Annotated in this window: 16 protein-coding genes; 6 read left to right on the top strand and 10 right to left on the bottom strand. The window is 73.2% G+C overall.

Translation table 11 applies throughout. The features are described 5' to 3' along the window. Window positions 1-102 precede the first annotated feature (102 nt). Together ACIQWA_RS11650 and ACIQWA_RS11645 are read left to right on the top strand one after the other, a co-directional pair. Entirely contained in the window at window positions 103-831 is a 729-nt protein-coding gene (locus ACIQWA_RS11650; RefSeq protein WP_402481125.1) for a DUF6114 domain-containing protein, read from the top strand. Then, complete coding sequence (locus ACIQWA_RS11645; protein WP_402481122.1) at window positions 828-2,315, top strand: hypothetical protein; 1,488 nt, start codon at window positions 828-830, stop codon at window positions 2,313-2,315. The genes ACIQWA_RS11650 and ACIQWA_RS11645 overlap by 4 nt, the downstream gene beginning before the upstream one ends. Window positions 2,316-2,390: 75 nt before the next feature. Here the strand turns inward: ACIQWA_RS11645 and pyk are convergent, their stop codons facing one another. From pyk to pta, 3 genes are all read right to left on the bottom strand, one after another. Beyond that, complete coding sequence (gene pyk, locus ACIQWA_RS11640; protein ID WP_360243722.1) at window positions 2,391-3,818, bottom strand: pyruvate kinase; 1,428 nt, start codon at window positions 3,816-3,818, stop codon at window positions 2,391-2,393. 94 nt (window positions 3,819-3,912) lie between these two features. Further along, window positions 3,913-5,136 (bottom strand): acetate kinase, encoded by a 1,224-nt coding sequence (locus ACIQWA_RS11635; protein WP_360243719.1) that lies wholly within the window; start codon window positions 5,134-5,136, stop codon window positions 3,913-3,915. After that, entirely contained in the window at window positions 5,133-7,262 is a 2,130-nt protein-coding gene (gene pta, locus ACIQWA_RS11630) for a phosphate acetyltransferase (protein ID WP_402481119.1), read from the bottom strand. The genes ACIQWA_RS11635 and pta overlap by 4 nt, the downstream gene beginning before the upstream one ends. A gap of 179 nt (window positions 7,263-7,441) precedes the next feature. Here pta and ACIQWA_RS11625 point away from each other — a divergent pair, with 179 nt between their 5' ends. Together ACIQWA_RS11625 and ACIQWA_RS11620 are read left to right on the top strand one after the other, a co-directional pair. Beyond that, window positions 7,442-7,723 carry a type II toxin-antitoxin system prevent-host-death family antitoxin gene (locus ACIQWA_RS11625; protein ID WP_360243713.1) on the top strand — a complete coding sequence of 94 codons (282 nt, stop codon included), beginning with the start codon at window positions 7,442-7,444 and terminating at the stop codon, window positions 7,721-7,723. Further along, a complete protein-coding gene (locus ACIQWA_RS11620) occupies window positions 7,720-8,124 on the top strand; it encodes a type II toxin-antitoxin system VapC family toxin (protein WP_402481116.1) in 405 nt (134 codons plus the stop codon). The genes ACIQWA_RS11625 and ACIQWA_RS11620 overlap by 4 nt, the downstream gene beginning before the upstream one ends. Before the next feature lie 39 nt (window positions 8,125-8,163). On the opposite strand, the gene ACIQWA_RS11615 is transcribed toward ACIQWA_RS11620, so the two are convergent. From ACIQWA_RS11615 to ACIQWA_RS11595, 5 genes are all read right to left on the bottom strand, one after another. Continuing rightward, window positions 8,164-8,835 (bottom strand): hypothetical protein, encoded by a 672-nt coding sequence (locus ACIQWA_RS11615; RefSeq protein WP_402481112.1) that lies wholly within the window; start codon window positions 8,833-8,835, stop codon window positions 8,164-8,166. A gap of 46 nt (window positions 8,836-8,881) precedes the next feature. Further along, the gene (glgB, locus tag ACIQWA_RS11610; protein WP_402481109.1) at window positions 8,882-11,317 is read right to left on the bottom strand and encodes a 1,4-alpha-glucan branching enzyme; all 2,436 of its coding nucleotides are present in this window, start codon (window positions 11,315-11,317) and stop codon (window positions 8,882-8,884) included. Between the two features lie 64 nt (window positions 11,318-11,381). Further along, the gene (locus ACIQWA_RS11605) at window positions 11,382-12,872 is read right to left on the bottom strand and encodes a maltokinase N-terminal cap-like domain-containing protein (RefSeq protein ID WP_360243701.1); all 1,491 of its coding nucleotides are present in this window, start codon (window positions 12,870-12,872) and stop codon (window positions 11,382-11,384) included. A 253-nt stretch (window positions 12,873-13,125) separates the two neighbouring features. Further along, window positions 13,126-14,850 (bottom strand): maltose alpha-D-glucosyltransferase, encoded by a 1,725-nt coding sequence (gene treS, locus ACIQWA_RS11600; protein WP_360243698.1) that lies wholly within the window; start codon window positions 14,848-14,850, stop codon window positions 13,126-13,128. Continuing rightward, window positions 14,847-16,802 carry an alpha-1,4-glucan--maltose-1-phosphate maltosyltransferase gene (locus ACIQWA_RS11595; protein WP_360243767.1) on the bottom strand — a complete coding sequence of 652 codons (1,956 nt, stop codon included), beginning with the start codon at window positions 16,800-16,802 and terminating at the stop codon, window positions 14,847-14,849. Before ACIQWA_RS11595 ends, treS begins: the two co-directional genes overlap by 4 nt. Before the next feature lie 1,061 nt (window positions 16,803-17,863). Here ACIQWA_RS11595 and glgP point away from each other — a divergent pair. Both glgP and ACIQWA_RS11585 read left to right on the top strand, forming a co-directional pair. After that, window positions 17,864-20,527, top strand: coding sequence for an alpha-glucan family phosphorylase (gene glgP / locus ACIQWA_RS11590; protein ID WP_402481104.1), 2,664 nt, complete (start codon window positions 17,864-17,866; stop codon window positions 20,525-20,527). An 88-nt stretch (window positions 20,528-20,615) separates the two neighbouring features. Next, window positions 20,616-21,515 carry a hypothetical protein gene (locus tag ACIQWA_RS11585; protein WP_402481102.1) on the top strand — a complete coding sequence of 300 codons (900 nt, stop codon included), beginning with the start codon at window positions 20,616-20,618 and terminating at the stop codon, window positions 21,513-21,515. A gap of 88 nt (window positions 21,516-21,603) precedes the next feature. Here the strand turns inward: ACIQWA_RS11585 and ACIQWA_RS11580 are convergent, their stop codons facing one another. Both ACIQWA_RS11580 and ACIQWA_RS11575 read right to left on the bottom strand, forming a co-directional pair. Then, window positions 21,604-23,484, bottom strand: a complete 1,881-nt coding sequence (locus ACIQWA_RS11580; RefSeq protein ID WP_402481099.1) for an ABC transporter ATP-binding protein — start codon at window positions 23,482-23,484, stop codon at window positions 21,604-21,606. Then, entirely contained in the window at window positions 23,481-25,358 is a 1,878-nt protein-coding gene (locus ACIQWA_RS11575; RefSeq protein ID WP_402481096.1) for an ABC transporter ATP-binding protein, read from the bottom strand. Before ACIQWA_RS11575 ends, ACIQWA_RS11580 begins: the two co-directional genes overlap by 4 nt. Window positions 25,359-25,554: the final 196 nt, after the last annotated feature.

Genomic DNA, 25,554 nt, shown 5'->3' with positions numbered 1-25,554 from the left:
CCGGATGACCGGGCAACCCGGGGCCGGGGGTGGCGGGCGACCGCCGCCCCCGGCACCCACCTTTTTCGTTCTTCCCTCGTAGCGACGTCGAGGAGCTGCACCATGTCCAGCGCAACGGTCGAGACACGGCCCCGTCAGCAGAACCCCATCGGGTGGCTCTGGCGGCACTTCCGTGAATTCCGCCGCTCCAGGCCCTTCTGGGGCGGCCTGCTGGCCATGATCGCCGGCGTCCCGATCCTCTACTTCCCGTACGCCCACCTGACCTTCGGCGGGCTGACCATCGCGATGTCCACCACGGCCGGTGCCGGGTCGCTGATCATCGGGGTGCTGATGATCATCCTCGGGCTGACCGCCTGGTTCCAGCCCGCCGTACGGGTCTTCGCGGGCATCGCGACCATCCTGCTGACGCTGGTCTCGATCCCGGTCTCCAACCTCGCGGGCTTCGGCCTCTCCCTGCTGCCCGGTCTGATCGGCGGCGGACTGATGGTCTCCTGGGCGCCGCTGCCGGAGCCGTCCACCGCGACCGCGCCGGCCAAGGGGCGGCGCGCACGGCACGGCAAGCAGGCGGACGGTGCGGTGGCGGAGAGCGTCGCCACCGAGACGGCCGCCGCCGAGACCGCCGCCGCCGAGACCGCTGCCACCGAGACGGCCACCGCCGCTGAGGCCACCACCGCCGAGGCCGCCACCGAGGCGCCCACCGCCAAGCTGCCCGCCCAGGGCGGCGCACCCGAGCAGCCCGCCGCCCAGCCCGCCGCCGAGCCCGCCGTCGAGCCCGCCGAGGCCGCCGTTCCGAAGCAGGGCACCGCCGGGGAGCAGGAGGGGGCGCGGTGACCGGGCCGGCCGAGCAAGCAGAGGGCACGGCCGTCCCCGCGCAGCGCTCCGGCCGGCACGCCGCGCCGCGCCCGCCGGTCCGGGTCCGGCTGAGAGGCCGCGCCCTGGCGATGGCCGCGGTGCCGACCGCGCTGCTGATGGCGGCCGCCTACACGCCCAACCCGGCGGTGGCCGAGTCCGCCGCGGGCAAGCCGTGCGGCAACGCCCCGGTGACCGTGCCGGACGTGGCGCCGGTCGAGGAGACGCCTGTCCCCAAGAGCGAGCTGCCCGAGCCGCCGCCCGCGCCGACCGGTACGCCCGGGGCGACCGGGAGCCCGACGGCGCCGCCCTCGTCCGGCCCGAGCTCGCTGCCGACCACCACGCCGACCCAGGCGCCCACCACGGTGCCCACCACCGCGCCGACCACCGCGCCGGTGAAGCCCCCGGCGACGACGGCCACCCAGCCCGCCGTCCGCTCCGCCACCACCGGCGGCTCCGGCGCGGTCAGCGCCGTCTACCGGGGCACCGAGGCCGGCACGGCCACCGCGAGCCAGGCCGGGCTGATCGACGACATCGTCGGCGGCATCAACCACCTGCTGAACCCCGGCAGTTCGGCCAGTCCGACGCCGAGCGCGACACCGAGTGCCACCCCCCAGGGGCCGGCCGCCCCCGCCCCGCGGGTCGGCACCCCGGCGCAGCCCGCCCAGCCGCAGGCCCCGGCCGCCGGCACCCAGCAGGCCGCGCCGCCCGCCGACCGGTCCTCGGACGGGCCGTCCGCCGCCCAGCCCTCGGGCGGGCAGCCCTCGGGCGGGCAGCCCTCGCCGGCCGCCGCCGCCCCCAGCGGCAAGGCGGGCGGCAAGGCGAGTGGTGGCAAGGCGGCCCCGTCCGCGACCCCGTCGGCGGGTGCGTCGGCGAGCTCCTCGGCCACCCCCACCCCGTCCGGCTCGCCCACCGCGAACCCCAACTGCGCCGTGGACACCCGGAACCTGACCGCCGGCGCGGCCACCGCCGAGCACGTCGTCCCGGAGCAGAACTGGACGCTCCGGACCAGCCGGCTCGGCCTGCACGGCGCGGTCTTCCACGGCGTCTACGACGTGAAGACCCCGACCGGCACCAAGCGGGTGCTGAAGTTCGTGGTGGACAGCGTGGACATCGAGAACCTCGACATGTCGACCCTGGAGGGCAATGGCGTCACCTTCCACGTCCAGGGCGCCCCGGGTTCGACCTCGACCATGCGCAACGGCCCGGTCACCATGTACGTGGAGCGGCTGTCCGGCCACCTGTCCAAGCTGCTCGGCCTGCCGATCCCGATCGACCTGGGCGAGATCACCCTCACCCCGGACACCCTGCCCCGCTGGCTGTACGACCTGATCGGCGCCATCCCGATCCCGCTGGACATCGAGCTGACCGGGGTGACCGCCAAGCAGGCCGGCCAGTTCGGCGGCACGCTGCACATCCCGGGGATGCACCTGTTCAACGACGACGCGCCCTACAGCGACAAGTAGCGGACCCGGCAACGCCGGTGGGGCGGCCCTCCCGTACAGGAGGACCGCCCCACCGGCGTTCGTACTACCGGGGTGTCACTCGCCGTGGCTGCCCAGGCGGTGCACCTGCACCATGTTGGTGGTGCCGGGGATGCCGACCGGGACACCGGCGGTGACGATCACGGTGTCGCCCTCGCCCAGCTCGCCCAGCTTCAGCAGCTCGCGGTCGACCTGCGCGACCATCGCGTCGGTGGTGGCCACCTGCTCGGTGACGTACGACTCGACGCCCCAGCTCAGCGAGAGCTGGTTGCGGGTGGCCGCGTCCGGGGTGAACGCGATCACCGGGATCGGCGAACGGTAGCGGGACAGCCGGCGCGCGGTGTCACCGGACTTGGTGAACGCGATCAGCGCCTTGCCGTTCAGGAAGTCGCCCAGCTCGCACGCGGCGCGGGCGACGGAGCCGCCCTGGGTGCGCGGCTTGCGGCCCGGGTTGAGCGGCTGGAGGCCCTGGGAGACCAGCTCCTCCTCGGCCTTCTCGCAGATCCGGCTCATGGTGCGGACGGTCTCGACCGGGTACTTGCCGACGCTGGACTCGGCGGAGAGCATCACCGCGTCGGTGCCGTCCAGGATGGCGTTGGCGACGTCGGAGACCTCGGCGCGGGTCGGGCGCGAGGCGTGGATCATCGACTCCATCATCTGGGTGGCGACGATGACCGGCTTGGCGTTGCGGCGGGCCAGGGTGATCAGCTGCTTCTGGACCAGCGGCACCCGCTCCAGCGGGTACTCGACGGCCAGGTCGCCGCGGGCGACCATGATGGCGTCGAAGGCGAGGACGATCTCCTCCATGGCCTCGACGGCCTGCGGCTTCTCGATCTTGGCGATGACCGGCACCCGGATGCCGACCTCGTCCATGACCTCGTGGACGTCCTTGATGTCCTCGGCGTTGCGGACGAAGGACAGCGCGACCATGTCGACGCCCAGACGCAGCGCGAAGCGCAGGTCGTCCTTGTCCTTCTCGGACAGGGCGGGCACGTTCACGGCCGCACCGGGCAGGTTGATGCCCTTGTTGTTCGAGAGCACGCCGCCCTCGACCACCACGGTCTTCACCCGCGGGCCGTCGACGCTGACGACCTCCAGGGCGATGACGCCGTCGTTGATCAGGATCGGGTCGCCGGGCTTCACGTCGCCGGGCAGGCCCTTGTAGGTGGTGCCGCAGATGTGCTGGTCACCGGGGACGTCCTCGGTGGTGATGGTGAACTCGTCGCCGTTGTCGACGGTCACCGGGCCGTTGGCGAAGGTCGCCAGACGGATCTTGGGACCCTGGAGGTCGGCCAGGACGCCGATGGCCTTGCCGGTGTCCTCCGAGACCTGGCGGACCTTCCGGTACCGCTCCTCGTGGTCCGCGTGGTTGCCGTGGCTCATGTTCAGTCGGGCGACGTTCATGCCCGCCTCGACGATGGCCTTCAGCTGTTCGTAGGAGTCCGTGGCCGGACCCAGGGTGCAGACAATTTTCGCTCGGCGCATATGGATCAGTCTATCCGTTCGTGTTATGGGTGTATTCGGCACGGACCGGGAGGAATCGCCGACGAATGATCCCGAGGAACGAGACGATTCCGTGTCAGTCCTCGGACAGCTCGCCCTCGTGGTGCACCAGGGCGAAGGCCTGCCGGGCGATCTCCAGCTCCTCGTCGGTCGGCACCACCGCGACCGCCACCCGGGAGAACTCGGGCGAGATGATCCGGGCGTCGCCCGAGCGCACCGAGTTCAGCTCCGGGTCCACGGCGATGCCCAGCTCCTCCAGTCCCGCGGTGGCCGCCGCACGCACCGGCGCCGCGTTCTCCCCGACCCCCGCGGTGAACGCGATCGCGTCCACCCGGCCGAGCACCGCGTAGTAGCCGCCGATGTACTTGCGCAGCCGGTGGACGTACGCGTCGAAGGCGAGCCTGGCGTCCGCGTCCCCCTCGTCGGCGCGGCGCATGATCTCCCGCATGTCGTTCTCGCCGCACAGGCCGCGCAGCCCGCTGCGGCGGTTGAGCAGGTCGTCGATCTGGTCGACGGACAGGCCGCCGACCCGGTGCAGGTGGAACACCACGCCCGCGTCGATGTCACCCGAACGGGTGCCCATGACCAGGCCTTCCAGCGGGGTGAGGCCCATCGAGGTGTCCACGCAGCGGCCGCCGCTGACCGCCGAGGCGGAGGCGCCGTTGCCCAGGTGCAGCACGATCACGTTGACCTCGGCCGGGTCCTTGCCGAGCAGCCGGGCGGTGGCCCGCGAGACGTACTGGTGCGAGGTGCCGTGGAAGCCGTAGCGGCGCACCCGGTGCTCGTCGGCGACGGCCTTGTCGATCGCGTAGCGGGCCGAGTACTCGGGCATCGAGGCGTGGAAGGCGGTGTCGAACACCGCCACCTGCGGCAGGTCCGGCCGCAGTGCCCGGGCCACCTCGATGCCGGTGATGTTCGCCGGGTTGTGCAGCGGCGCGACCGGGATCAGCCGGCGGATCTCCCGGAGCACCTCGTCGGTGATCACCGTCGGCTCGGTGAACCGCTTGCCGCCGTGCACCACCCGGTGGCCGATCGCGGCCAGCTCGGGGGAGTCCAGCCCGAGGCCGTCGGCGGCCAGCTCCTCGGCGACGGCCTTCAGCGCGGCCGAGTGGTCCGGGAAGGCCTGCACCAGCTCGCGCCGCTCGCCGGACCGCGGGGTGTGCACCAGCCGGCCGCCCGCCTCGCCGATCCGCTCCACCAGCCCGGAGGCCGGCCGGGAGCCGTCCAGCATGTCGATCAGCTGGTACTTCACCGACGAGGAGCCGGCGTTGAGAACGAGGACGCGCGTCCCTCCGGTCATGCCTGCGGCTCCTTGTCGTCCTGGGCCTGGATGGCGGTGATCGCCACGGTGTTGACGATGTCCTCGACCAGCGCGCCGCGGGAGAGGTCGTTGACGGGCTTGCGCAGCCCCTGCAGCACCGGGCCGACCGCGACCGCGCCGGCCGAGCGCTGGACGGCCTTGTAGGTGTTGTTGCCGGTGTTGAGGTCCGGGAAGATCAGTACGGTCGCCCGCCCGGCCACCGGCGAGCCCGGCAGCTTGGTGGCCGCGACGTGCTCGTCCACCGCCGCGTCGTACTGGATCGGGCCCTCCACCAGGATGTCCGGCCGCAGCGCGCGGACCAGCTCGGTGGCCTTGCGGACCTTGTCGACGTCCGCGCCCGAGCCGGAGGTGCCGGTCGAGTACGAGAGCATCGCGACCCGCGGCTCCACCCCGAACTGGGCGGCGGTGGCGGCCGACTGGATCGCGATGTCGGCCAGCTGCTGGGCGTCCGGGTCCGGGTTGACCGCGCAGTCGCCGTACACCAGCACCCTGTCGGCCAGGCACATGAAGAAGACGCTCGACACGATGGACGCGCCCGGCGAGGTCTTGATCACCTCGAAGGCGGGGCGGATGGTCGCCGCGGTCGAGTGCACCGCGCCGGAGACCATGCCGTCGGCGATGCCCTCCTGGACCATCAGGGTGCCGAAGTAGGAGACGTCGGTGACCACATCCAGGGCCAGCTCGACGGTCATCCCCTTGTGGGCGCGCAGCCGGGCGTACAGCTCGGCGAACTGGCGGCGCAGCGGGCTGGTGCTCGGGTCGACGATCCGGACCTGGGCACGGTCGGCGCCCGGGTCGTCCTGCGGGAGGACGATGCCCAGGCTCGCGGCCTTGCGGCGCACCGCGTCGACCTCGCCGAGCAGGGTGAGGTCGCAGATGTTGCGGCGCAGCAGGATCTCGGCCGCCCGCAGCACCCGCTCCTCGGTGCCCTCGGGCAGCACCACGTGCCGGCGGCCGGCCCGGGCGCGCTCCAGCAGCTCGTGCTCGAACATCATCGGGGTCACCCGCTCGGACCGGCCGACCTCGATCCGGTTGGTCAACTCGACGGTGTCCACGTGCAGTTCGAAGAGTCCGAGGGCGATCTCGGCCTTCCGGGGGCTGGCCGTGGTGAGCTTGCCCTCCAGGTGGGTCAGGGTGGCGGCGGTGGGCCAGCTGCCCTCCGGGACGACCGCGACGGGGGTGCCGGGGGCGAGCCGGGCGGCCAGCGCCAGCACGTTCGGGCCGGGGTGCTGGCCGAGGGTCAGCAGCACGCCGGCGATCGGCGGGGCGCCCGCCGCGTGCGCGGCCAGCGAGCCGATCACCAGGTCGGCGCGGTCCCCGGGGGTGACGACCAGGGCGCCCTCGGTCAGCGCGTCCAGGAAGGTGGGCAGCATGGCGCCGCCGAAGACGAAGCCGCGGACGTCCCGGGCCAGACCGGCCGCGTCGCCGAGCAGCACCTCGGCGCCGGTCGCCTCCACCAGCTGGGCGACCGTCGGCGCGGCCAGGGCCGGCTCCTCCGGGATCACGTACGCCGGGATCGGCAGCCGCTCGGTGAGCGCGCGCTGGATCCGCTGCTTGGCCCCGGGGGAGGTCCGGTTGGCGATCATCGCCAGGGTCTCGCAGCCGAGGTCGGTGTACGCCCGGTGGGCGCCCAGCACCTCGGCGATCACGGCCTCCGGGTCCTTGCCCTGGCCGCCGACCACCGGCAGCACGGCGGCGCCGAACTCGTTGGCGAGCCGGGCGTTGAAGGCCAGCTCGTCCGGGATGTTGGTGTCGGCGAAGTCGGTGCCGAGCACCAGTACCGCCTGGCAGCGCCGCTCCAGCGCGCGGAAGCGGTCGACCAGCGCGGAGACCAGCTCGTCCTGCCCCCGGGCGGCCTGCAGCGCGGCGGCCTCCTCGTAGCCGAGCCCGTACAGCTCCGGGCCCGGCAGGTCGATCCGGTACCGTCCGCGCAGCAGCTCGACGACGTGGTCGGAGCCGGGTTCGCCGGGCGCGGCCGCGTGCACCAGCGGACGGAACACCCCGACCCGGTCCACCTGGCGGGTGAGCAGTTCCATGACCCCGAGTTCGACGGCCTGCCGGCCGTCCCCCCGGTCGATCCCGGTCACGTACACGCTGCGCGCCACGCGGATGTCTCCGTCCCGTCGTCTCGGAAGGTGGTCATCTCGACCATACCTTCGCACCGCGAACGCCCGTCCGCGAGCAGAGGCAGGGGGGGAAGGGCAAGGGACCAAGGGCCCGGACCGGGGACTTGCGGCACCGCCCGCCCTTGATGTACCTACGTCATGTAGTTACATTGGCCGGTATGGAGACCATGGGGCTGCGTGAGCTGAACCAGAACCCGTCGAAGGCGGTCGCGCGGGTCCGGGCCGGTGCGACGATCGTCGTGACCGACCGCGGGCGGCCCGTGCTGCGAATGGTGCCGGAGACGGCCCCGGAGTCGACCCTCGAACGCCTGGTCGCGGCCGGCGAGGTCACTCCGCCCACCGACCAGGGCATGCCCGAGCTCGCCCTCGACCTGTTGCCGGACGTCGGCAGCCTGTCGGACCTGCTGATCGAGGACCGGAACCGGGAGCGCGACCGTTGATCTACCTGGACTCCTGCGCACTGCTGAAGTGCATCAAGCCGGAGCCGGAGACGGCCGCGCTGCGCGCCTGGCGGGAGGCGCTTCCCGACGGCACCGAACTGATCACCAGCGAACTGGCCCGGCTGGAGATCACCCGCACGCTGCTCCGCGCGGGCCTGTCGCACCAGCTGGTCCCGTACCACGTGGACCAGGCGCTCCGGGGGGCCTACCGGGTCGACCTCAGCAGCGCGGTGCTGGCCAGGGCGCTCGCCTACCGCACCCCGCGGCTGGGCTCGCTGGACGCGCTGCACCTGGCCAGCGCGGAGCCCTTCCGCGCCGAACTCACCGACTTCGTCACCTACGACCGCGAGCTCGGCCGGGCCGCCGAGGAGCTCGGGTTCCCGGTCACGGCTCCCCGGTGACGCCCACCGGGGAGGTCGGCGGGGCGGTCACCGAGGCGGTCAGCGGGCGGTGTTGGCGGCTTCGGAGCCGGACAGGTCCAGTTCCCGGCCGTTGAGGTAGATGGTGGAGAGGCGCCGGTCCAGCAGCCAGCCGTGCGGGCGGAGCAGGGCGCCGTCGCGGCCCGCGGTCCAGCCGTCGGCGGTGAGGGCGGCGCGCATGCGGGCCTCCAGTTCGGCGGCGGGCAGGCCGGTGGTGCTGCCGATGGTGAGGGTGCGGGAGCAGAAGTCGGAGCCGCAGTAGCCCCCGTCGGTGCGGGTGACGGTCAGGCCGGCGGGGACGGCCACCTCCGCGGCGCTCGGCAGGAAGGCGTCGTGGGCGAACAGCGGGTAGGCGACGGCGACGGCCGCTCCGACCAGGGCGTGGACGGTGAGCGCGACGGCCGCTCCGGCGACCGGGTGGTAGAACTGCCGCTCCGGTCGGGGGCCGCGCAGGCGCCGCTCGACCAGTGCGCCCGCCGGCACCACCAGGCCGGCCGCGAGCGGGTACCCGGCCTCGATCTCGGCGGTGGCGCGGGTGAAGTACCACTCCTGCTCCAGGCCGACCAGCGCGAGGGCCAGCGCGGCGAGGACGGCGAGGACGGCCGCTCCGACGGCCCGGGTGCGGACCAGGAACGCCCAGCAGACCAGCGGCGGCAGCAGATAGGCCAGTGCCAGGACCACGTACACGAGCAAGCCCCCCGCCTGCCGACGATCACTGCCAGGCGGGGAGCCTACGGGGTCAGGCGGGCCGGAGCCAGAGGGTGGCGAGCGGGGGCAGGACCAGTTCGGCGGAGCGGGGCTGGCCGTTCCACTCGACCGGATCGGCCTTGATCGGGCGGGAGTTGCCGGTGCCGCTGCCGCCGTAGGCCTCGGCGTCGGTGTTCAGCAGCTCCTCCCAGAGCTGCTCGCGGCCGTCCAGGGCGGGCAGGCCGACCCGGTGGCCGTGCCGGACGACCGGGGAGAAGTTGCAGACGGCGACCAGCGGGGTGCCGTCGGCGGCGAAGCGGACGAAGGAGAGCAGGTTGTCCTCGGCGGCGCCGCCGTCCAGCCAGCGGAAGCCGTCCGGGGTGGTGTCCAGCTCCCAGAGGGCGGGGGTGTCGCGGTAGGTCCGGTTGAGGTCGCGGACGAGGCGGCGCACGCCCTGGTGGTCCCGGTGGGCGGGCCACTGCTCGTCGAGCACCCACCACTGCGGGCCCTGCTCGTGGTCCCACTCCGCGCCCTGGGCGAACTCCTGCCCCATGAAGAGCAGTTGCTTGCCGGGGTGGGACCACATGAAGCCCAGGTAGGCGCGGTGGTTGGCGCGCTGCTGCCACCAGTCGCCGGGCATCTTGGAGACCAGGGCCTGCTTGCCGTGGACGACCTCGTCGTGGGAGATCGGCAGGACGTAGTTCTCGGAGTAGGCGTACACCATCGAGAAGGTGATCTCGTTGTGGTGGTACTTGCGGTGCACCGGCTCCTTGGACATGTAGACCAGCGAGTCGTGCATCCAGCCCATGTTCCACTTGAGCCCGAAGCCGAGGCCGCCGGCGTCGGTGGGCCGGGTGACGCCGTCCCAGGCGGTGGACTCCTCGGCGATGGTGATCACGCCGGGGCAGCGCCGGTAGACGGTGGCGTTCATCTCCTGGAGGAAGGCCGCCGCGTCCAGGTTCTCCCGGCCGCCGTACTGGTTGGGCGTCCAGCCGCCGCCCTCGCGGGAGTAGTCGAGGTAGAGCATCGAGGCGACCGCGTCGACCCGCAGGCCGTCGATGTGGAACTCCTCGCACCAGTAGACGGCGTTGGCGACCAGGAAGTTGCGCACCTCGGTGCGGCCGTAGTCGAACTCCAGCGTCCCCCAGTCGGGGTGCTCGGCGCGCTGCGGGTCGGCGGGCTCGTACAGCGGCTCGCCGTCGAAGCGGGCGAGGGCGAAGTCGTCCTTGGGGAAGTGCGCGGGCACCCAGTCGACGATCACGCCGATGCCGTGCCGGTGCAGGGTGTCGACCAGGTACCGGAAGTCGTCCGGGGAGCCGAGCCGGGCGGTGGGGGCGTAGTAGCCGGAGACCTGGTACCCCCAGGAGCCGCCGAAGGGGTGCTCCATCACCGGCATGAACTCCACGTGGGTGAAGTTCAACTCCTTGAGGTAGCGCGGCAGTTCCTCGGCGATGGCGCGGTAGGTGGTGAGGTCGGGCCGCCAGGAGGCCAGGTGCAGCTCGTACACCGACATCGGGGCCCGGTGGTGCGCGGTGCGGGCCCGGCGGGCCATCCACTCGTCGTCCTGCCACCGGTAGGCGGAGGAGGTGACCACCGAGGCGGTGCCGGGCGGGCACTGGGCGGCCCGGGCGAGCGGGTCGGCCTTGTCGAGGACCCAGCCCTGCCGGGTGTGGATCTCGTACTTGTAGGTGGCGCCCTCGGCGAGGCCGGGGACGAACAGCTCCCAGATACCGGAGGAGCCCAGCGAGCGCATCGGGTGGCCGGTGCCGTTCCAGTGGTTGAAGTCGCCGATCAGCCGCACTCCGACGGCGTTGGGCGCCCAGACCGCGAAGGCGGTGCCCGCCACGCCGTCGACGGTGCGCACGTGCGAGCCGAGCGCCTGCCAGAGCTGTTCGTGCCGGCCCTCGGAGATCAGGTGCAGGTCGAGTTCGCCGAGGGTGGGCGCAGTGCGGTAGCCGTCGTGCTGGCGCAGCGGTTCGCCGTCGGGGTAGGTCACCAGCAGGGTGTAGTCCGGGAGTTCGCCGCCCGCCAGCAGGCCGGTGAACAGCCCGCCCTGCTGGTGGGTGAGTTCGGCGGGGCCGTGGGCGGTCTCCACCACCACCCGCTCGGCGAACGGGCGCAGCACCCGGATCGCCGTCCCGCCGTGCACCGGGTGGGCGCCGAGCAGGGCGTGCGGGTCGTGGTGCTGCCCGTTCACCAGCCGGTCCACCTCGGCCGGCGGCAGCGGGGCGTCGGGCAGGCGCAGGGCGCCGGCCGGGGCGTCCGCGGGGGGACCGGCCGGGGCGGCGGCCCCGGGTGCTGAGCCCCCGCGGCCGGAGCTCTCGCGTTCGGAGCTCCCGTGGTCGGCGGCCCCGCGTTCGGAGCCCCCGCGGTCGGCGGCCCCGGGTTCGGCGGCCCCGGGTTCGGCGGCCCCGGGTTCGGCGGCCCCGGCCAGGAAGGTGGCCGGAACGGGGCGGGTGGGGCGGCCGGTCGGGTCGAGCGGCGTCACGGTGTGGTCCTCCAGCGGCGGGGATGGGCGAACTCGTGGCGGGCGGGCGGGGCGGGAGCGCGGGTCAGACGGACAGGGCGAGCCGGTTGATCGCGGCGAGCGGGATCGGCAGCCAGCTGGGCCGGTGCCGGGCCTCGTACACCACCTCGTACACCGCCTTGTCGATCTCCAGCGCCCGCATCAGCTCCGGCGAGGCGGCCGGGTCGGCGCCGCCCCCGGCGGTGTAGCCGGCGCAGAAGGCGGTGCGGTTGCGCTGGGCCCAGGCGGCGGCGAGGTGGGCCAGCTCGGGGTCGACCGGGCCGCCGGCCAGCAGGTGGGCGGCCGCGTAGTCGAAGGAGCGCAGCATCGCGGCGACGTCGCGCAGGGCGGGCTGGGGTTCGCGGCGCTCGCTGACGGACTTGGCGGGCTCGCCCTCGAAGTCCAGCAGCACCCAGCCGTGCGGGGTGCGCATGGCCTGGCCGAGGTGGAGGTCGCCGTGGATGCGCTGGACCGGCAGGCCGTCCGGGTGGGCGTCGGCGAGCTGCTGGAAGGCGGCCCGCAGGGCGGCGCGGAAGCGCAGCAGGCCGGGGACGGCGGCGACGGCGCTGTCCAGCCGGTCGGCCATCGCGGTGGCGAGCCGGCCGGTCTGGGTGCGGTCGAGCCGGGCGACGGGCATGGAGCGGGCGAGCACCCGGTGCACCTCGGCGGTGGCCCGGCCGAGCCGGTGCGCCTCGATGGCGAAGTTGCCGGGGGAGCGGTCGCCCTTGAGCCGGCCGACCTGGTCGAGGGCGAGCTCCCAGCCGTCCTCGGCGTCCGGCAGGTAGCGCTGAAGCAGTCCGAGGGTGGCGGGTTCGGCGCGTTCCATCCGGCTCTCGAACCAGGCGGCGACCCGGGGGATGCGGGTGGAGCCGGCCCGGGAGAGGGCGAGGGAGAGCTCCAGGTCGGGGTTGGTGCCGGGGTGGATGCGCCGGAACAGTTTGAGGATGTACGAGGTGCCGTAGATGACCGAGCTGTTGGACTGTTCGGCGGTGGAGGCGCGGCCGGGGAGGTTGGCGGGCAGTCCGGAGCCGGGGGTGCGGCGGAAGGACAGCGAGCCGAACCGGTCGCCGGTGGCCAGGTGTTCCAGCAGGCGTCCGGTGAGTTCGGGGTCGTGCACGGCGTCGTAGAGGGCGGCGCCGTCGTACGGGCCCTGGGTGAGCCGGCCGAGCACGGCGCCGGGTTCGATGCCGGCGGGCCCCTGGGAGCGGACGCCGAGCAGCAGTTGGTAGGTGTCGCCGTGCGGGAGGCCGGCCGTGGTGGCGTGTTCGACCCGCAGCAGCAGGTGCAGCAGGGCCGGGTCGCCGACCTGCAGCGGGGTGCCGACCACCGGCACGAGTCCGGTGATGGGGCGTCCCTTCCCGGCGTACCAGCGCTGGGTGGGGAGCCAGTCGGCGATCAGCGGCAGGGCCGCCTGGACGAGCTCGCTGACGCCCAGGGCCGTTCTCCGGACCCCGGTGCCCCGCGCGCCCGGGTGCGCGGCGGAGCCGGCCGGGGCGTCGTGCTGCACATGGGCTTGCGAACGGGAGGTTTCGGACATGACTCCCTTTCCCCGGAAGCACGCGGACGGCCCGACGGGTCGTGGCCGGGGTCCGTCAGTCTTCCGGATTTCGGCGGCGCGGCGGTCGCGGCACGCGAGCACGGCTCGGGTGTCACGCCTTCGTGTGGGTGGCCGTTGGGCTGTTCTCCGTACGCGGTGGTGCAGAGAACTCCGGGGGCGCGGGGGTCAACTCGCGCCCCCGGAGGGTCTGGTGGTGCTGTGCGGGCCGCTGGTGGCAGGGCACGGCGGATCGTTACTTCGACCGCCCGGTTCCGCTCGTGCGCGGGGGCTGCCGGAGTTGGAACCAGTAGAAGCCGTGCCCGGCCAGCGTGAGCAGGTAGGGCCACTCGCCGATCGACGGGAAGCGCACTCCGCCGATCAGCTCGACCGGGTACCGCCCGCCGTACTGCCGAAGGTCCAGCTCGGTCGGTTGCGCGAACCGCGAGAAGTTGTTCACGCACATGACCAGGTCCCCCTCGTACTCGCGCACGAAGGCCAGCACGGCGGGGTTGCTGGACGGCAGTTCGGTGTAGGTGCCCAGGCCGAACGCCGGGTTGAGCTTGCGGATCTCGATCATGCGACGCGTCCAGTGCAGCAGTGAACTCGAACTGCTCTGCTGCGCTTCGACGTTGGTCACCTGGTAGCCGTACACCGGGTCCATGATGGGCGGCAGACTGAGCCTGCCCGGGTCGGCGGAGGAGAAACCCGCGTTGCGGTCCGGGGTCCACTGCATCGGCGTGCGCACGCCGTCCCGGTCGCCCAGCCAGATGTTGTCGCCCATGCCGATCTCGTCCCCGTAGTAGAGCACCGGCGAGCCGGGCAGGGAGAGCAGCAGGGCGGTGAACAGCTCGATCTGGTTGCGGTCGTTCTCCAGCAGCGGGGCGAGCCGGCGGCGGATGCCCACGTTGGCGCGCATCCGCGGGTCCTTGGCGTACTCCGCGTACATGTAGTCGCGCTCCTCGTCGGTGACCATCTCCAGGGTCAGCTCGTCGTGGTTGCGCAGGAAGATGCCCCACTGGCAGCCGCCCGGGATCGCCGGGGTCTTGGCCAGGATCTCCGACACCGGGTACCGGGACTCCCGGCGCACGGCCATGAAGATCCGCGGCATCACCGGGAAGTGGAACGCCATGTGGCACTCGTCGCCGCCGGCCGTGAAGTCGCCGAAGTAGTCGACCACGTCCTCCGGCCACTGGTTGGCCTCGGCGAGCAGCACGGTGTCCGGGTAGTCGGCGTCGATCTCCTTGCGGACCCGCCGGAGGAACTCGTGGGTCTCCGGGAGGTTCTCGCAGTTGGTGCCCTCGCGGGCGAACAGGTACGGCACCGCGTCCAGCCGGAAGCCGTCGATGCCGAGGTCGAGCCAGAACCGCAGCCCGGCGATCATCTCGTCCTGGACGCGGGGGTTGTCGTAGTTGAGGTCCGGCTGGTGGGAGAAGAACCGGTGCCAGTAGTACTGCTTGCGCACCGGGTCGTAGGTCCAGTTGGAGGTCTCGGTGTCGACGAAGATGATCCGGGCGTCCGGGTACTGCTTGTCGTCGTCGGCCCACATGTAGAAGTCGCCGTACGGCCCGTCGGGGTCCGCCCGGGAGGCCTGGAACCACGGGTGCTGGTCGCTGGTGTGGTTCATCACGAAGTCGATGATCACGCGCATGCCGCGGGCGTGCGCGGCGTCGGTGAACTCCATGAAGTCGGCGAGGTCGCCGAACTCCGGCAGCACCGACTTGTAGTCGGCGACGTCGTACCCGCCGTCGCGCAGCGGCGAGGCGAAGAACGGCGGGAGCCAGAGGCAGTCGACGCCGAGCCACTGCAGGTAGTCGAGCTTGGCCGTGAGCCCCTTGAGGTCCCCGACCCCGTCGCCGTTGCTGTCCTGGAAGGACCGCACCAGCACCTCGTAGAAGACCGCACGTTTGAACCATTCCGGGTCCAGGTTCTTCTTCGAGGTCTCCGGGAAGGTGTCGGGGACGGGCTCGTTCACTGTCACGCTGGGTTCCTCCGAACCGTGAGGAGGTGAGCCGGCTCGGCTGAGGGATCGAGCCGGACGTAGTTGTGCCGGCCCCAGGTGTAGGCGGCGCCGGTGAGCTCGTCGTGCACCGCGTGGGGCCCGTCGCCGTCGAGCGTGACGGTCGCCTCCTGGACGTGGTGCGGGTCGAGGTTGACCACCGTGATGACCCGGTCGGTCAGGCCGTCGGGGGTGGTCGCGGTCTTGGAGTAGGCGAGCACCTGCTCGTTGTCGGTCGGGTGGAAGCGCAGGTCGCGCAGCTGCTGCAGGGCGGGGTGGCGCCGGCGCAGCCGGTTCAGCACGGTGAGCAGCGGGGCGAGGGTGTCGGTGCGGTTCCAGTCGCGGGGGCGCAGCTCGTACTTCTCCGAGTGCAGGTACTCCTCGGAGCCGGGGTGGGCCGGCTCGTTCTCGAACAGCTCGTAGCCGGCGTAGACGCCGTAGCTGGGGGAGAGGGTGGCGGCGAGCACGGCGCGGATCGCGAAGGCGGCGCGGCCGCCGTGCTGGAGGTAGGCGTGCAGGATGTCCGGGGTGTTGGCGAAGAAGTTCGGGCGCATGTAGGCGGCCGCGTCGCCGGTGAGTTCGGTGAGGTACTCGGTGAGTTCGCGCTTGGTGTTGCGCCAGGTGAAGTACGTGTACGACTGGTGGAAACCGATCTTCGCCAGGGTGTGCATCATCGCGGGGCGGGTGAACGCCTCCGCCAGGAACACCACGTCCGGGTCGGTACGGGCGATGTCGCCGAGCACCTTGTCCCAGAACACCACCGGTTTGGTGTGGGGGTTGTCGACCCGGAAGATCCGGACGCCGTGCGACATCCAGAACCGGAGGATCCGGACGGTTTCCTTGACGATTCCGTCCATGTCCTGATCGAAGTTGACCGGGTAGATGTCCTGGTACTTCTTCGGCGGGTTCTCGGCGTACGCGATGGTGCCGTCGGCGCGATGGCTGAACCATTCCGGATGCTTGTTCACCCACGGGTGGTCCGGGGAGCACTGGAGGGCGAAGTCCAGCGCCACCTCCAGGTGCAGCGCCCTGGCCTCGGCGACGAAGTGGTCGAAGTCCTCGATGGTGCCGAGGTCCGGGTGGACGGCGTCGTGGCCGCCCTCCGGCGAGCCGATCGCCCACGGCGAGCCGACGTCGTGCGGACCGGCCGTCAGGGTGTTGTCCGGGCCCTTGCGGAACGCTCGTCCGATCGGGTGGACGGGCGGCAGGTAGACCACGTCGAAGTCCATCGCGGCGATCGCCGGCAGCCGCTCGGCGGCGGTGCGCAGGGTGCCCGACCGCGGCGGCTCCACCCCGTTCGGGTCCACCACCGCGCCCTCCGAGCGCGGGAAGAACTCGTACCAGGAGCCGAACAGCGCGCGCTCGCGGTCCACCTGGAGCGGCAGCGGACGGGAGGCGCTGAGCAGCTCCCGCAGCGGGTAGCGGGCCAGCAGCTCCAGCACCTCGGGGGCGAGCGCGGCGGCCAGCCGGGAGAGCGGCGGCAGGCCCGGGTCGCGCAGCGCGTCCACGGCGGCCAGCACGTGCGCCCGGCCCTCCTTCTTCGGCACCCCGGCGGCGGCCTGCTCCAGCAGCCGGGCGCCCTCCTCCAGGACCAGCGCGGTGTCGATCCCGGCCGGGAGCTTCACGGCGGCGGTCCTGCGCCAGGTGGCGACCGGGTCGCTCCACGCCTCCACCAGGTACGACCAGCGGCCGGGCGCGGTCGGGGTGACGTGCGCCCCCCAGCGGTCGGTGCCCTCGGCCAGCTCGCGCATCGGCGTCCACGGGCCGCTGCGGCCGCGCGGGTCGCGCAGCACCACGTTGGCGTTGACGGCGTCGTGGCCCTCGCGGAAGACGGTCGCGGTGACCAGGAAGGTCTCGCCGACGACGGCCTTGGCCGGGCGGCGGCCGGCGTCGATCTGGGGGCTGACGTCCAGGACGGGGATGCGGCCGATCACGGTGTCGCTCTCTGTCGTCTTGCGGGCGGAGGGCTTGGTGGCGGTCTTGCGGGCGGCGGTCTTGCGGGCGGGGGTCGTGCGCGCGGGCGTCTTCGCGGCGGCTCCCGAGGGCTCCGGCGAGGCGGCCGCGGCGCCGGCCCCCGCGGCGGCGGTGCTGCGGCGCGTGGTGGTGGCGCGCCTGCGCGGTGCCGCCGCCGGGCCCTCCTCGGCCCCGGGGTGTGGGGCCGTTGCGGAGGGCTGTGCCGCGGGAGCCTGTGCTGCGGAGGATTCGGTACGGACCGCCCCGGACACCCGGGGCGACGGCATCGCCGGGTCTGTCCGAGTGTCAGAATCCATCCGCCCGGCGGATTCCGCGACCGCTGCGTCGACGCTGTCGGCCACCGGTGTGGACTGGTCCCGCGTGTCACCGTGCATGCCAAACTCCTGCCCGAGATCAGCGGCAGCTCCCGCGGGCCGGGGGTGGGCCGGGGGGAGTACCGGGAGGACTGCTGGGTGGGGTGGACGTGCGACCGGAGCCTGCCCGCGCCGCTGTCCCCGGCAACCTGCCCGGCGCCCGCCGAACCGGTGGCGGGGCGCCCCGGAACCGGTGCGCGTTCCGGCGCACGCCTCCGCGGGCACGCCCCCGGGCGGGCCGGTCGACCCGTGAACGAGCCGACCGTGCGCGAGGACACGCGCCGGTGCGCGGTGAGCGCCGAACGGGCTAAGGGAGAAGGGGAACGATCAACGCGAAAAGGATTCGGACGTGCTGTTCCACGGGGGACGCCACCCGTCGTCGTTGTCCCCGAGGCATCAACGACCTTCGGCCATCCTCGCATCGGCGACGCGGTTTTCGCAGCGGTACGACAGTAGTTTCGGGTTTTGTCCGGGGCCGGGGAGCGGCCGGAAATGGATCTGTTCCGCGGAGTTCACGCATTGGTAGCGCGACGCCCGGAAATGTGCGCCTCGCGCGCCCCCCGTGCAGACCAGTGCGCCGAATGCGATCTCATCAATAGGCCGAACGGATGCCCAATAGTCCACTTGACCCGTAGTCGGACCGAGCGTCGCGGCTACGCTTCACCGCTGTGAAGGCAATCCGCAGATTCACCGTCCGCACCGTCCTGCCCGAACAACTCCAGCCGCTGCACGAGCTGGCCCTCAACCTGCGCTGGTCCTGGCACCCCGAGACCAGGGACCTCTTCCGGTCCGTGGACCCGGAGGTCTGGGCCGCGACCGGCGAGGACCCGGTGCGGCTGCTCGGGGAGGTCCCGGCCGCCCGGCTGGCCGCGCTCGCCGCCGACCGGCGCTTCCTGCGCAGACTCGGCGACCTCGCCGACGACCTGCGCGAGTACCTCACCGGCCCGCGCTGGTACCAGGCCCAACAGGACGGCGCAGCCACCCCGCCGCCCACCGCCATCGCCTACTTCTCACCCGAGTACGGCATCGCCGCCGCGCTGCCCCAGTACTCCGGCGGTCTCGGCATCCTGGCCGGCGACCACCTCAAGGCCGCCAGCGACCTCGGCGTCCCGATCATCGGCGTCGGGCTGTTCTACCGGCACGGCTACTTCCGGCAGTCCCTCGACCGGAGCGGCTGGCAGCAGGAGCGCTACCCCCTGCTGGACCCGGACGAACTGGCCGTCAGCCTGTTCCGGGAGGCCGACGGCACCCCCTGCCGGGTCGACCTCGCCCTGCCCGGCGGCCGCACCCTGGCCGCGCACATCTGGAAGGCCCAGGTCGGGCGGGTCCCGCTGCTGCTGCTCGACTCCGACATCGAGGCCAACTCGCCCGCCGAGCGGGACGTCACCGACCGGCTCTACGGCGGCGGCAGCGAGCACCGGCTGCTCCAGGAGATGCTGCTCGGCATCGGCGGGGTCCGGGCCGTGCGCGCCTACTGCCGGCTCACCGGGCACCCCGCTCCCGAGGTCTTCCACACCAACGAGGGCCACGCCGGCTTCCTCGGCGTCGAGCGGATCCGCGAACTGGTCGCCACCGGGGCCGGGCTGGACTTCGCCGCCGCCCTGGAGTCCGTCCGGGCCGGCACCCTGTTCACCACCCACACGCCCGTTCCGGCCGGCATCGACCGCTTCGACCGCGAGCTGGTCGCCCGTCACTTCGACGGCGACGCCGCGCTGCCCGGCGTCCCGGTCGAGCCGGTGCTCGCCCTCGGTGCCGAGACCTGGGCCGGCGGGGACCCGAAGCTCTTCAACATGGCCGCCATGGGCCTGCGGCTCGCCCAGCGCGCCAACGGGGTCTCCACCCTGCACGGCGAGGTCAGCCGCTCGATGTTCAACGGCCTCTGGCCCGGCTTCGACTCCGCCGAGGTGCCGATCACCTCGGTCACCAACGGGGTGCACGCCGCCACCTGGATCGACCCGGCCGTGGTCCGCCTTGGCGCCGCCGAGATCGGCGCCGAACGCGCCGAGGAGGCGATGACCACCGGCGACACCCAGCGCTGGACCGGTCTGGAGCGGATCGGCAACACCGAGATCTGGGACCTGCGCCGCAGCCTGCGGGCCCAGCTGGTGGAGGAGGCCCGCCGCCGGCTGCGCGCCTCCTGGCGCCAGCGCGGGGCCGGCGAGGCCGAACTCGGCTGGGTCTCCTCGGTGCTCGACCCCGACGTGCTCACCATCGGCTTCGCCCGCCGGGTGCCCTCGTACAAGCGGCTCACCCTGATGCTGCGCGACCCGGCCCGGCTGCGCGCCCTGCTGCTGCACCCCACCCGGCCGGTGCAGATCGTGGTCGCCGGCAAGGCCCACCCGGCCGACGACGGGGGCAAGCGGCTGATCCAGCAGATGGTCGCCTTCGCCGACGACCCGACGGTGCGCCACCGGATCGTCTTCCTGCCGGACTACGACATGGCGATGGCCCAGCACCTCTACCCGGGCTGCGACGTCTGGCTGAACAACCCGCTGCGCCCGCTGGAGGCCTGCGGCACCTCCGGGATGAAGGCCGCGCTCAACGGCTGCCTCAACCTGTCCGTCCTGGACGGCTGGTGGGACGAGTGGTACGACGGCCAGAACGGCTGGGCTATCCCCACCGCCGACGAGGACGCCGGGGTGCTCGACCCGGAGAGCAGCGAGGCCGAGCGGCGCGACGACATCGAGGCCGCCGCGCTGTACGACCTGATCGAGGAGCAGGTCGCCGGCCGGTTCTACGACCGGGGCTCGGACGGGCTGCCGCACCGCTGGATCGCCATGGTCCGGCACACCCTGGTCACCCTCGGCCCCAAGGTGCTGGCCGGGCGGATGGTGCGCGAGTACGTCGAGCGGCTGTACACCCCGGCGGCGCTGGCCCAGCGCGAGCTGGCGGTCCGGGACCACGCCTGCGCCCGGGAGCTGGCCGGCTGGAAGGCCAAGGTCCGGGACGGCTGGCCGGGCGTGCGGGTCGAGCACGTCGAGGCGGACTGCCCGGCCGAGGCCCAGGAGCTGGGCAGCTCGCTGGCGCTGCGGGTGCAGGTCGCGCTCGGCGCGCTGGAACCGGGCGACGTCGAGGTGCAGGTGGTCTCCGGCCGGGTCGACGAGACGGACGGCATCTCGGACGCCGAGGTGCTCGCCCTCAAGCCGGTCGGCGGGCCCGACCTGGACGGCCGCACCCGCTACGAGGGCTCGCTGGAGCTCGGCCGCACCGGGCCGTTCGGCTACACCGTGCGGGTGCTGCCCGCGCACCCCCGGCTGGCCTCGCCGGCCGAACTGGGGCTGGTCGCCCTCCCGGCCGAGTCGACGGGGATGGACGCCGGGCTGCTGCGCTGAGGCCCCTGGCGGGTGGCTGCCGTCCTCGTTGCTACGGACGGCAGCCGCCCGCTTGCCCTGCGTGGCGGGCGGGGGGAGCGTGATGGTCATGATGCGAACCTTGCGCGCGACCGCCCTGGCCGCGCTCTCCGTGCTCCTCGTGGCGGGGCCGGCCCAGGCCGCCACCGCCCCCCTCGCGGCGCCACCGGCGACCGCGCAGCTGTCCCTGGAGGTCTGCCCGCCGCAGCACCCGGTGGTCCCGGGCGAGACCGGGACCCTGGAGGTGAAGGTCACCAACCGGGGCCCGTCCGCCACCACCGACGACACCCTGGTGGTGGTGCACTTCCCCGCGCCCGGCGTGGTGCAGTCGGCCGACCCGGCCGTCACCCTGACCTACTTCGGCACCGGCAGCTCCTACAAGATCCCGGCCGGGCTGGCACCGGGGGCGGCCTCGGTCGAGCGGCTGGCGCTGTACGTCGCGCCGGTCACCGACCCGTTCATCACCATCAGCGGCGACGTCCAGGCCTACTACCCGGGTGACCCGGACCAGTCCGGCCACACCACCGCGTACAGCCTCACCACCGCCGACACCAAGGCCCACTTCATGGTCGGCGCCTCCTCCGCCTGGCAGGCCGGGCACCCCGTCCCGCAGCCGGGCGACCTCACCGGCGCGCCCGGGGCGACCATCAACCTGCCGCTGTGGGTGTACAACGCGGGCCCCTCGTACTCGCGGCACCCGATCGACCTGGCGATCACCGTGCCCGAGCACACCACGCTGACCGGCACGCCCCCGTACGGCTGCACCGCCACCGGGCCGCGCACGCTGAGCTGCCACTACCCGACCGGGCCGCGCTACCACGACGCGGTCTTCATCGACCCGGCCGTGGTGATCGACCCCTCGACCGTCGCCGGGCAGGTGCTGCCGGGCGGCACGCTGGACGTGGTGGCCGCGGTGGAGGACTGCCCGTCACCCGACTGGCACACCGACTACGTGGTGACCGTGAGCTGACGCCGGCCCGGACGCGGAGCGGCCCGCCCGGGTGCGTGACGGCGCACCCGGACGGGCACAACTGTGGGCCCTGCGGCCAGGGCCTTTCTTACACCAGGCTGTCCCGCCAGGCACGATGCAGGGTGGCGAAACGGCCCGCCCCCTCGATCAGCTGCCGCGGTGTGCCGTCCTCGACGATCCGCCCCTGGTCCATCACCAGCACCCGGTCGGCGATCTCCACCGTGGAGAGCCGGTGCGCGATGATCACCGCCGTGCGGCCGGCCAGCACCGTGCGCATCGCCCGCTGCACCGCCTGCTCGCCCGGTACGTCCAGGGAACTGGTCGCCTCGTCCAGGATCAGCACGGCCGGGTCGGCCAGCAGGGCACGGGCGAAGGCGACCAACTGGCGCTGCCCGGCGGAGATCCGGCCGCCGCGCTTGCGCACGTCGGTGTCGAAGCCGTCCGGGAGCGAGGCGATGAACCCGTACGCGCCGATCTCCCGGGCGGCCTGCTCGACCTCGGCGCGGGTGGCGTCGGGGCGGCCGATCGCGATGTTCTCGGCGACGGTGCCGGAGAACAGGAAGGACTCCTGGGTCACCATCACCACCCCGCGCCGCAGCTCGGGGGTGGCGAGGTCGCGCAGGTCCACGCCGTCCAGCCGGATCCGGCCGTCCGTCGGGTCGTAGAAGCGGGCCAGCAGCTTGGCGACCGTCGACTTGCCGGCGCCGGTCGCACCGACCACCGCGACCGTCTGCCCGGCCGGGATCAGCAGGTCGAAGGGCGGCAGCACCTCCTTGCCGGTGCGGTACGCGAAGCGCGTCCGCTCGAAGGAGACCTCGCGGCCCTTGACCGTGACTCGCCCGCTCGCCGGCGGTGGCAGTTTCCTCGGCTCGGCCGGCTCGACGACGGTCGGCTCGTGGGCGAGCAGGCCGGCGATCTTCTCCAGCGCCGCGGCGGCGGACTGGTAGCTGTTCAGGAACATCGCCAGCTGGTCGAGCGGGTCGAACAGGCGGCGGAGGTAGAGCGCGAAGGCGGTCAGCACGCCCAGTTCCAGGGCGTCGTCGGCGACCAGGTAGGCGCCCAGCAGCACGCTGCCGGTGAACCAGACGTTGGCGGTGGCGCGGGAGAGGCCGACGTACCGGGCGAGCTCCAGGAAGCCCTCCGCGTTGGCCGCCGAGGCCTGCTGGTTGACCACCCCGAAGGCGGCGTCGTTGGCTTTCTCGCGGCGGAAGGCCTGCACCGGGCGGATGCCGTTCATGGTCTCGGTGAAGCGCACGATCATCGAGGCGGCGGCCGTCCGCGAGCGGCGGTAGACCCGGCGCGAGCGAGTGCGGAAGGAGTGGGCGATCAGGGCCAGCGGCAGGAAGGCCGTCAGCGAGGCCAGGCCCAGCCGCCAGTCCAGCACCACCAGCAGCACCGAGATGTAGCAGACCGACAGGAAGACCGTCAGCAGCTCCTGGAGGCCCTCGGAGAGCAGTTCGCGCAGCGCGTCGATGTCGCTGGTGGCCCGGGAGATGATCCGGCCCGAGGTGTAGCGCTCGTGGAAGTCCAGGCTGAGCCGCTGGGCGTGCCGGAAGATCCGGCCGCGCAGGTCCAGCAGGACGTCCTGGTTCACCCGGGCGCTGATCTTGATGAACACCCACTGCAGCAGCGGGCTGAGCAGGGCGCAGCAGAGGTAGCCGGCCACCACCGCGACCAGCGGGCCGGAGTCGTGCTCGCGCAGCGCCGGGATGCCGCGGTCCATCGCCACCGCGACCAGCAGCGGGCCGGACTGCAGGGCGGCCTGCTGGACCAGGATCACCACCATGGCGACGGCGATCCGGGCCCGGTGCGGGCCGAGCAGGGAGCGCAGCAGCGCCCGGGGCGCGCCGGGCGGGACGGGGATGTCCTCCTCGTCAGCCGGGGGCGCGGGCAGCTCCTCCTCGGCCGGGTCGGCCTGGTCGGCCGGCTCGGCCGCGGCGGGCCCGCTGGGGTCGACGGTGGTGGTCATCGGGCGGAGCCCTCCTCGAGGACGAAGGGGCGCTCGGGTGCCGGGGCGGCCTCGCCCGACATCAGTTCGCGGTAGCGGGGGCAGTCCCGGAGCAGCTCCTGGTGGGTGCCGACGGCCTCGATCCGGCCGTCCGCGAGCACCGCGACCCGGTCGGCGAGCAGCACCGTGCTGGGGCGGTGGGCGACCACCAGGGCGGTGGTGGAGCCGAGCACCTCGCGCAGCGCCCGTTCGACCAGGGCCTCGGTGTGCACGTCGAGCGCGGAGAGCGGGTCGTCCAGCACCAGGAAGGGCGGGTCGCCGACCACGGCGCGGGCCAGCGCGAGGCGCTGGCGCTGGCCGCCGGACAGGCTCAGGCCCTGCTCGCCGACCTCGGTCTCCACGCCGTCCGGGAGCCTCTCGACGAAACCGGCCTGGGCGGTGGCCAGGGCGGCGGCCAGCTGTCGGTCGTCCGCGCCGGGGGCGCCCATCAGGACGTTCTCCCGGACGGTGGCGGAGAACAGGGTGGGCTCCTCGAAGGCGACCGCGACGAGTTCGCGCAGCTCCTGCCGGGGCAGCTCGGCGATGTCCCGGCCGTCCAGGGTGATCCGGCCGCCGGTGGCCTCGTACAGCCGGGGGAGCAGGGCGGTGAGCGTGGTCTTGCCGCTGCCGGTGGCGCCGACCAGGGCCATCGTCTCGCCGCTGCGGACGTGCAGGTCGATGCCGGCCAGCAGGTCGGGGGTGTCGTCGGGGGCGTCGGGGTAGCGGAAGCGGACGCCGGTGAAGCGGATGCCGTCCGGGGTGCCCGGGGCCCCGGCGGCGGCGGTCGCGGCGGTCGTGGCGGCTGCGGTGGTCGCGGTGGTCGCGGTGGTCGTGGCGGCCGGGTCGGCGGGCTCGGGCTCGTCGATGACCTCGAAGAACCGGTCGGTGGCGGTGGCGGCCTCGTTGGCGTAGGCGAGCAGCCAGCCGATCGACTCGACCGGCCAGCGCAGCGCGAGCGCGGTGGAGAGGAAGGCGACCAGGGTGCCGGCGCTCAGCTCGTCGTGGGCGACCAGGTAGGCGCCGACGGCCAGGGCGCAGCCCAGGGCGATCTCCGGCAGGCCGACGATGACCGCCCACAGCTTGGCGAGCTGGTGCGCCTTGCTCAGTTCGGTGCGGCGCAACCGGTGGGACTGGGCGCGGAAGTGCTCGGCCATCGAGCGGTGCCGGCCGAAGGACTTGAGGACGCGGATGCCGAGCACCGACTCCTCGACCACGGTGGCGAGGTCGCCGTTCTGGTCCTGGGCGAGCCGGGCGGTGACCGAGAACTCGGACACGAAGCGCCGGGTGAGCACCAGCAGCGGCGCGGCGGGCAGCAGGAGGATCAGGGCGAGCCGCCAGTCCTGGGCGAACATCAGCACCGCGCCGGCCAGCAGGGTCACCGAGTTGACGACCAGGAACACCAGCGGGAAGGCCAGGAAGATCCGCATGGCGTTCATGTCGGTGGTGGCCCGGGAGAGCATCTGGCCGGAGCCCCAGCGGTCGTGGAAGGAGACCGGCAGCCGCTGGAGCCGGGCGTAGAGGTCGGCGCGCATGGCCGCCTCCAGCCGGCCCAGCGGGCGGGACAGCACCACCCGGCGGGTGTAGAACAGGGCGGCCTCGACCAAGCCGAGGAGCAGCAGCAGGCCGACCGGCGGCCACAGGGCGTCGAGGTCGTGCGCGGCGAGCGGGCCGTCGACGATCCGGCCGAGCACCACCGGGACGGCCAGGGTGCTCAGCATGGCGAGGGTGGCGGCCGACACCGAGACCAGGAGCCGGCCGCGGACAGCCCGGGCGTAGGGCCACAGGCGCAGCAGTGAGCGGACCGTGGAGCGGCGTCGCGCGGTCGTGAGCTCGGAGTCCTGTCGGTTCTCGGCCATCGCGGTGAGGGTAGGCGGATTGCCCGTCATTTCTCATCCGGTTTTTCGCCCCTGTCGGCGACGGCCGCCGAGAACCGGCCACCCGAACGGGTGAGGCGAGGGCGCGGGGAGGGGCGTGCAGAGTCGTTCGTGCAGGGAGGAGTGCGCCGTGCGCCTCTTGCGAGCGCCCGCCGAAGGGCCGATTACATCTCCTGAC

This window comes from Kitasatospora sp. NPDC098652 (assembly GCF_044760155.1).
GTDB lineage: Bacteria > Actinomycetota > Actinomycetes > Streptomycetales > Streptomycetaceae > Kitasatospora.
Note: the sequence above shows the minus strand (reverse complement) of the source record. Positions and strands in the feature narration are given on the sequence as shown.

Bases quoted from the DNA above. Each gene is read 5' to 3' on its own strand.
- ACIQWA_RS11650 (WP_402481125.1), top strand. From the start codon at position 103: ATGTCCAGCGCAACGGTCGAGACACGGCCCCGTCAGCAGAACCCCATC.
- pyk (WP_360243722.1), bottom strand. From the start codon at position 3,818: ATGCGCCGAGCGAAAATTGTCTGCACCCTGGGTCCGGCCACGGACTCC.
- ACIQWA_RS11635 (WP_360243719.1), bottom strand. From the start codon at position 5,136: ATGACCGGAGGGACGCGCGTCCTCGTTCTCAACGCCGGCTCCTCGTCG.
- ACIQWA_RS11625 (WP_360243713.1), top strand. From the start codon at position 7,442: ATGGAGACCATGGGGCTGCGTGAGCTGAACCAGAACCCGTCGAAGGCG.
- ACIQWA_RS11605 (WP_360243701.1), bottom strand. From the start codon at position 12,872: ATGTCCGAAACCTCCCGTTCGCAAGCCCATGTGCAGCACGACGCCCCG.
- ACIQWA_RS11585 (WP_402481102.1), top strand. From the start codon at position 20,616: ATGATGCGAACCTTGCGCGCGACCGCCCTGGCCGCGCTCTCCGTGCTC.
- ACIQWA_RS11580 (WP_402481099.1), bottom strand. From the start codon at position 23,484: ATGACCACCACCGTCGACCCCAGCGGGCCCGCCGCGGCCGAGCCGGCC.
- ACIQWA_RS11575 (WP_402481096.1), bottom strand. From the start codon at position 25,358: ATGGCCGAGAACCGACAGGACTCCGAGCTCACGACCGCGCGACGCCGC.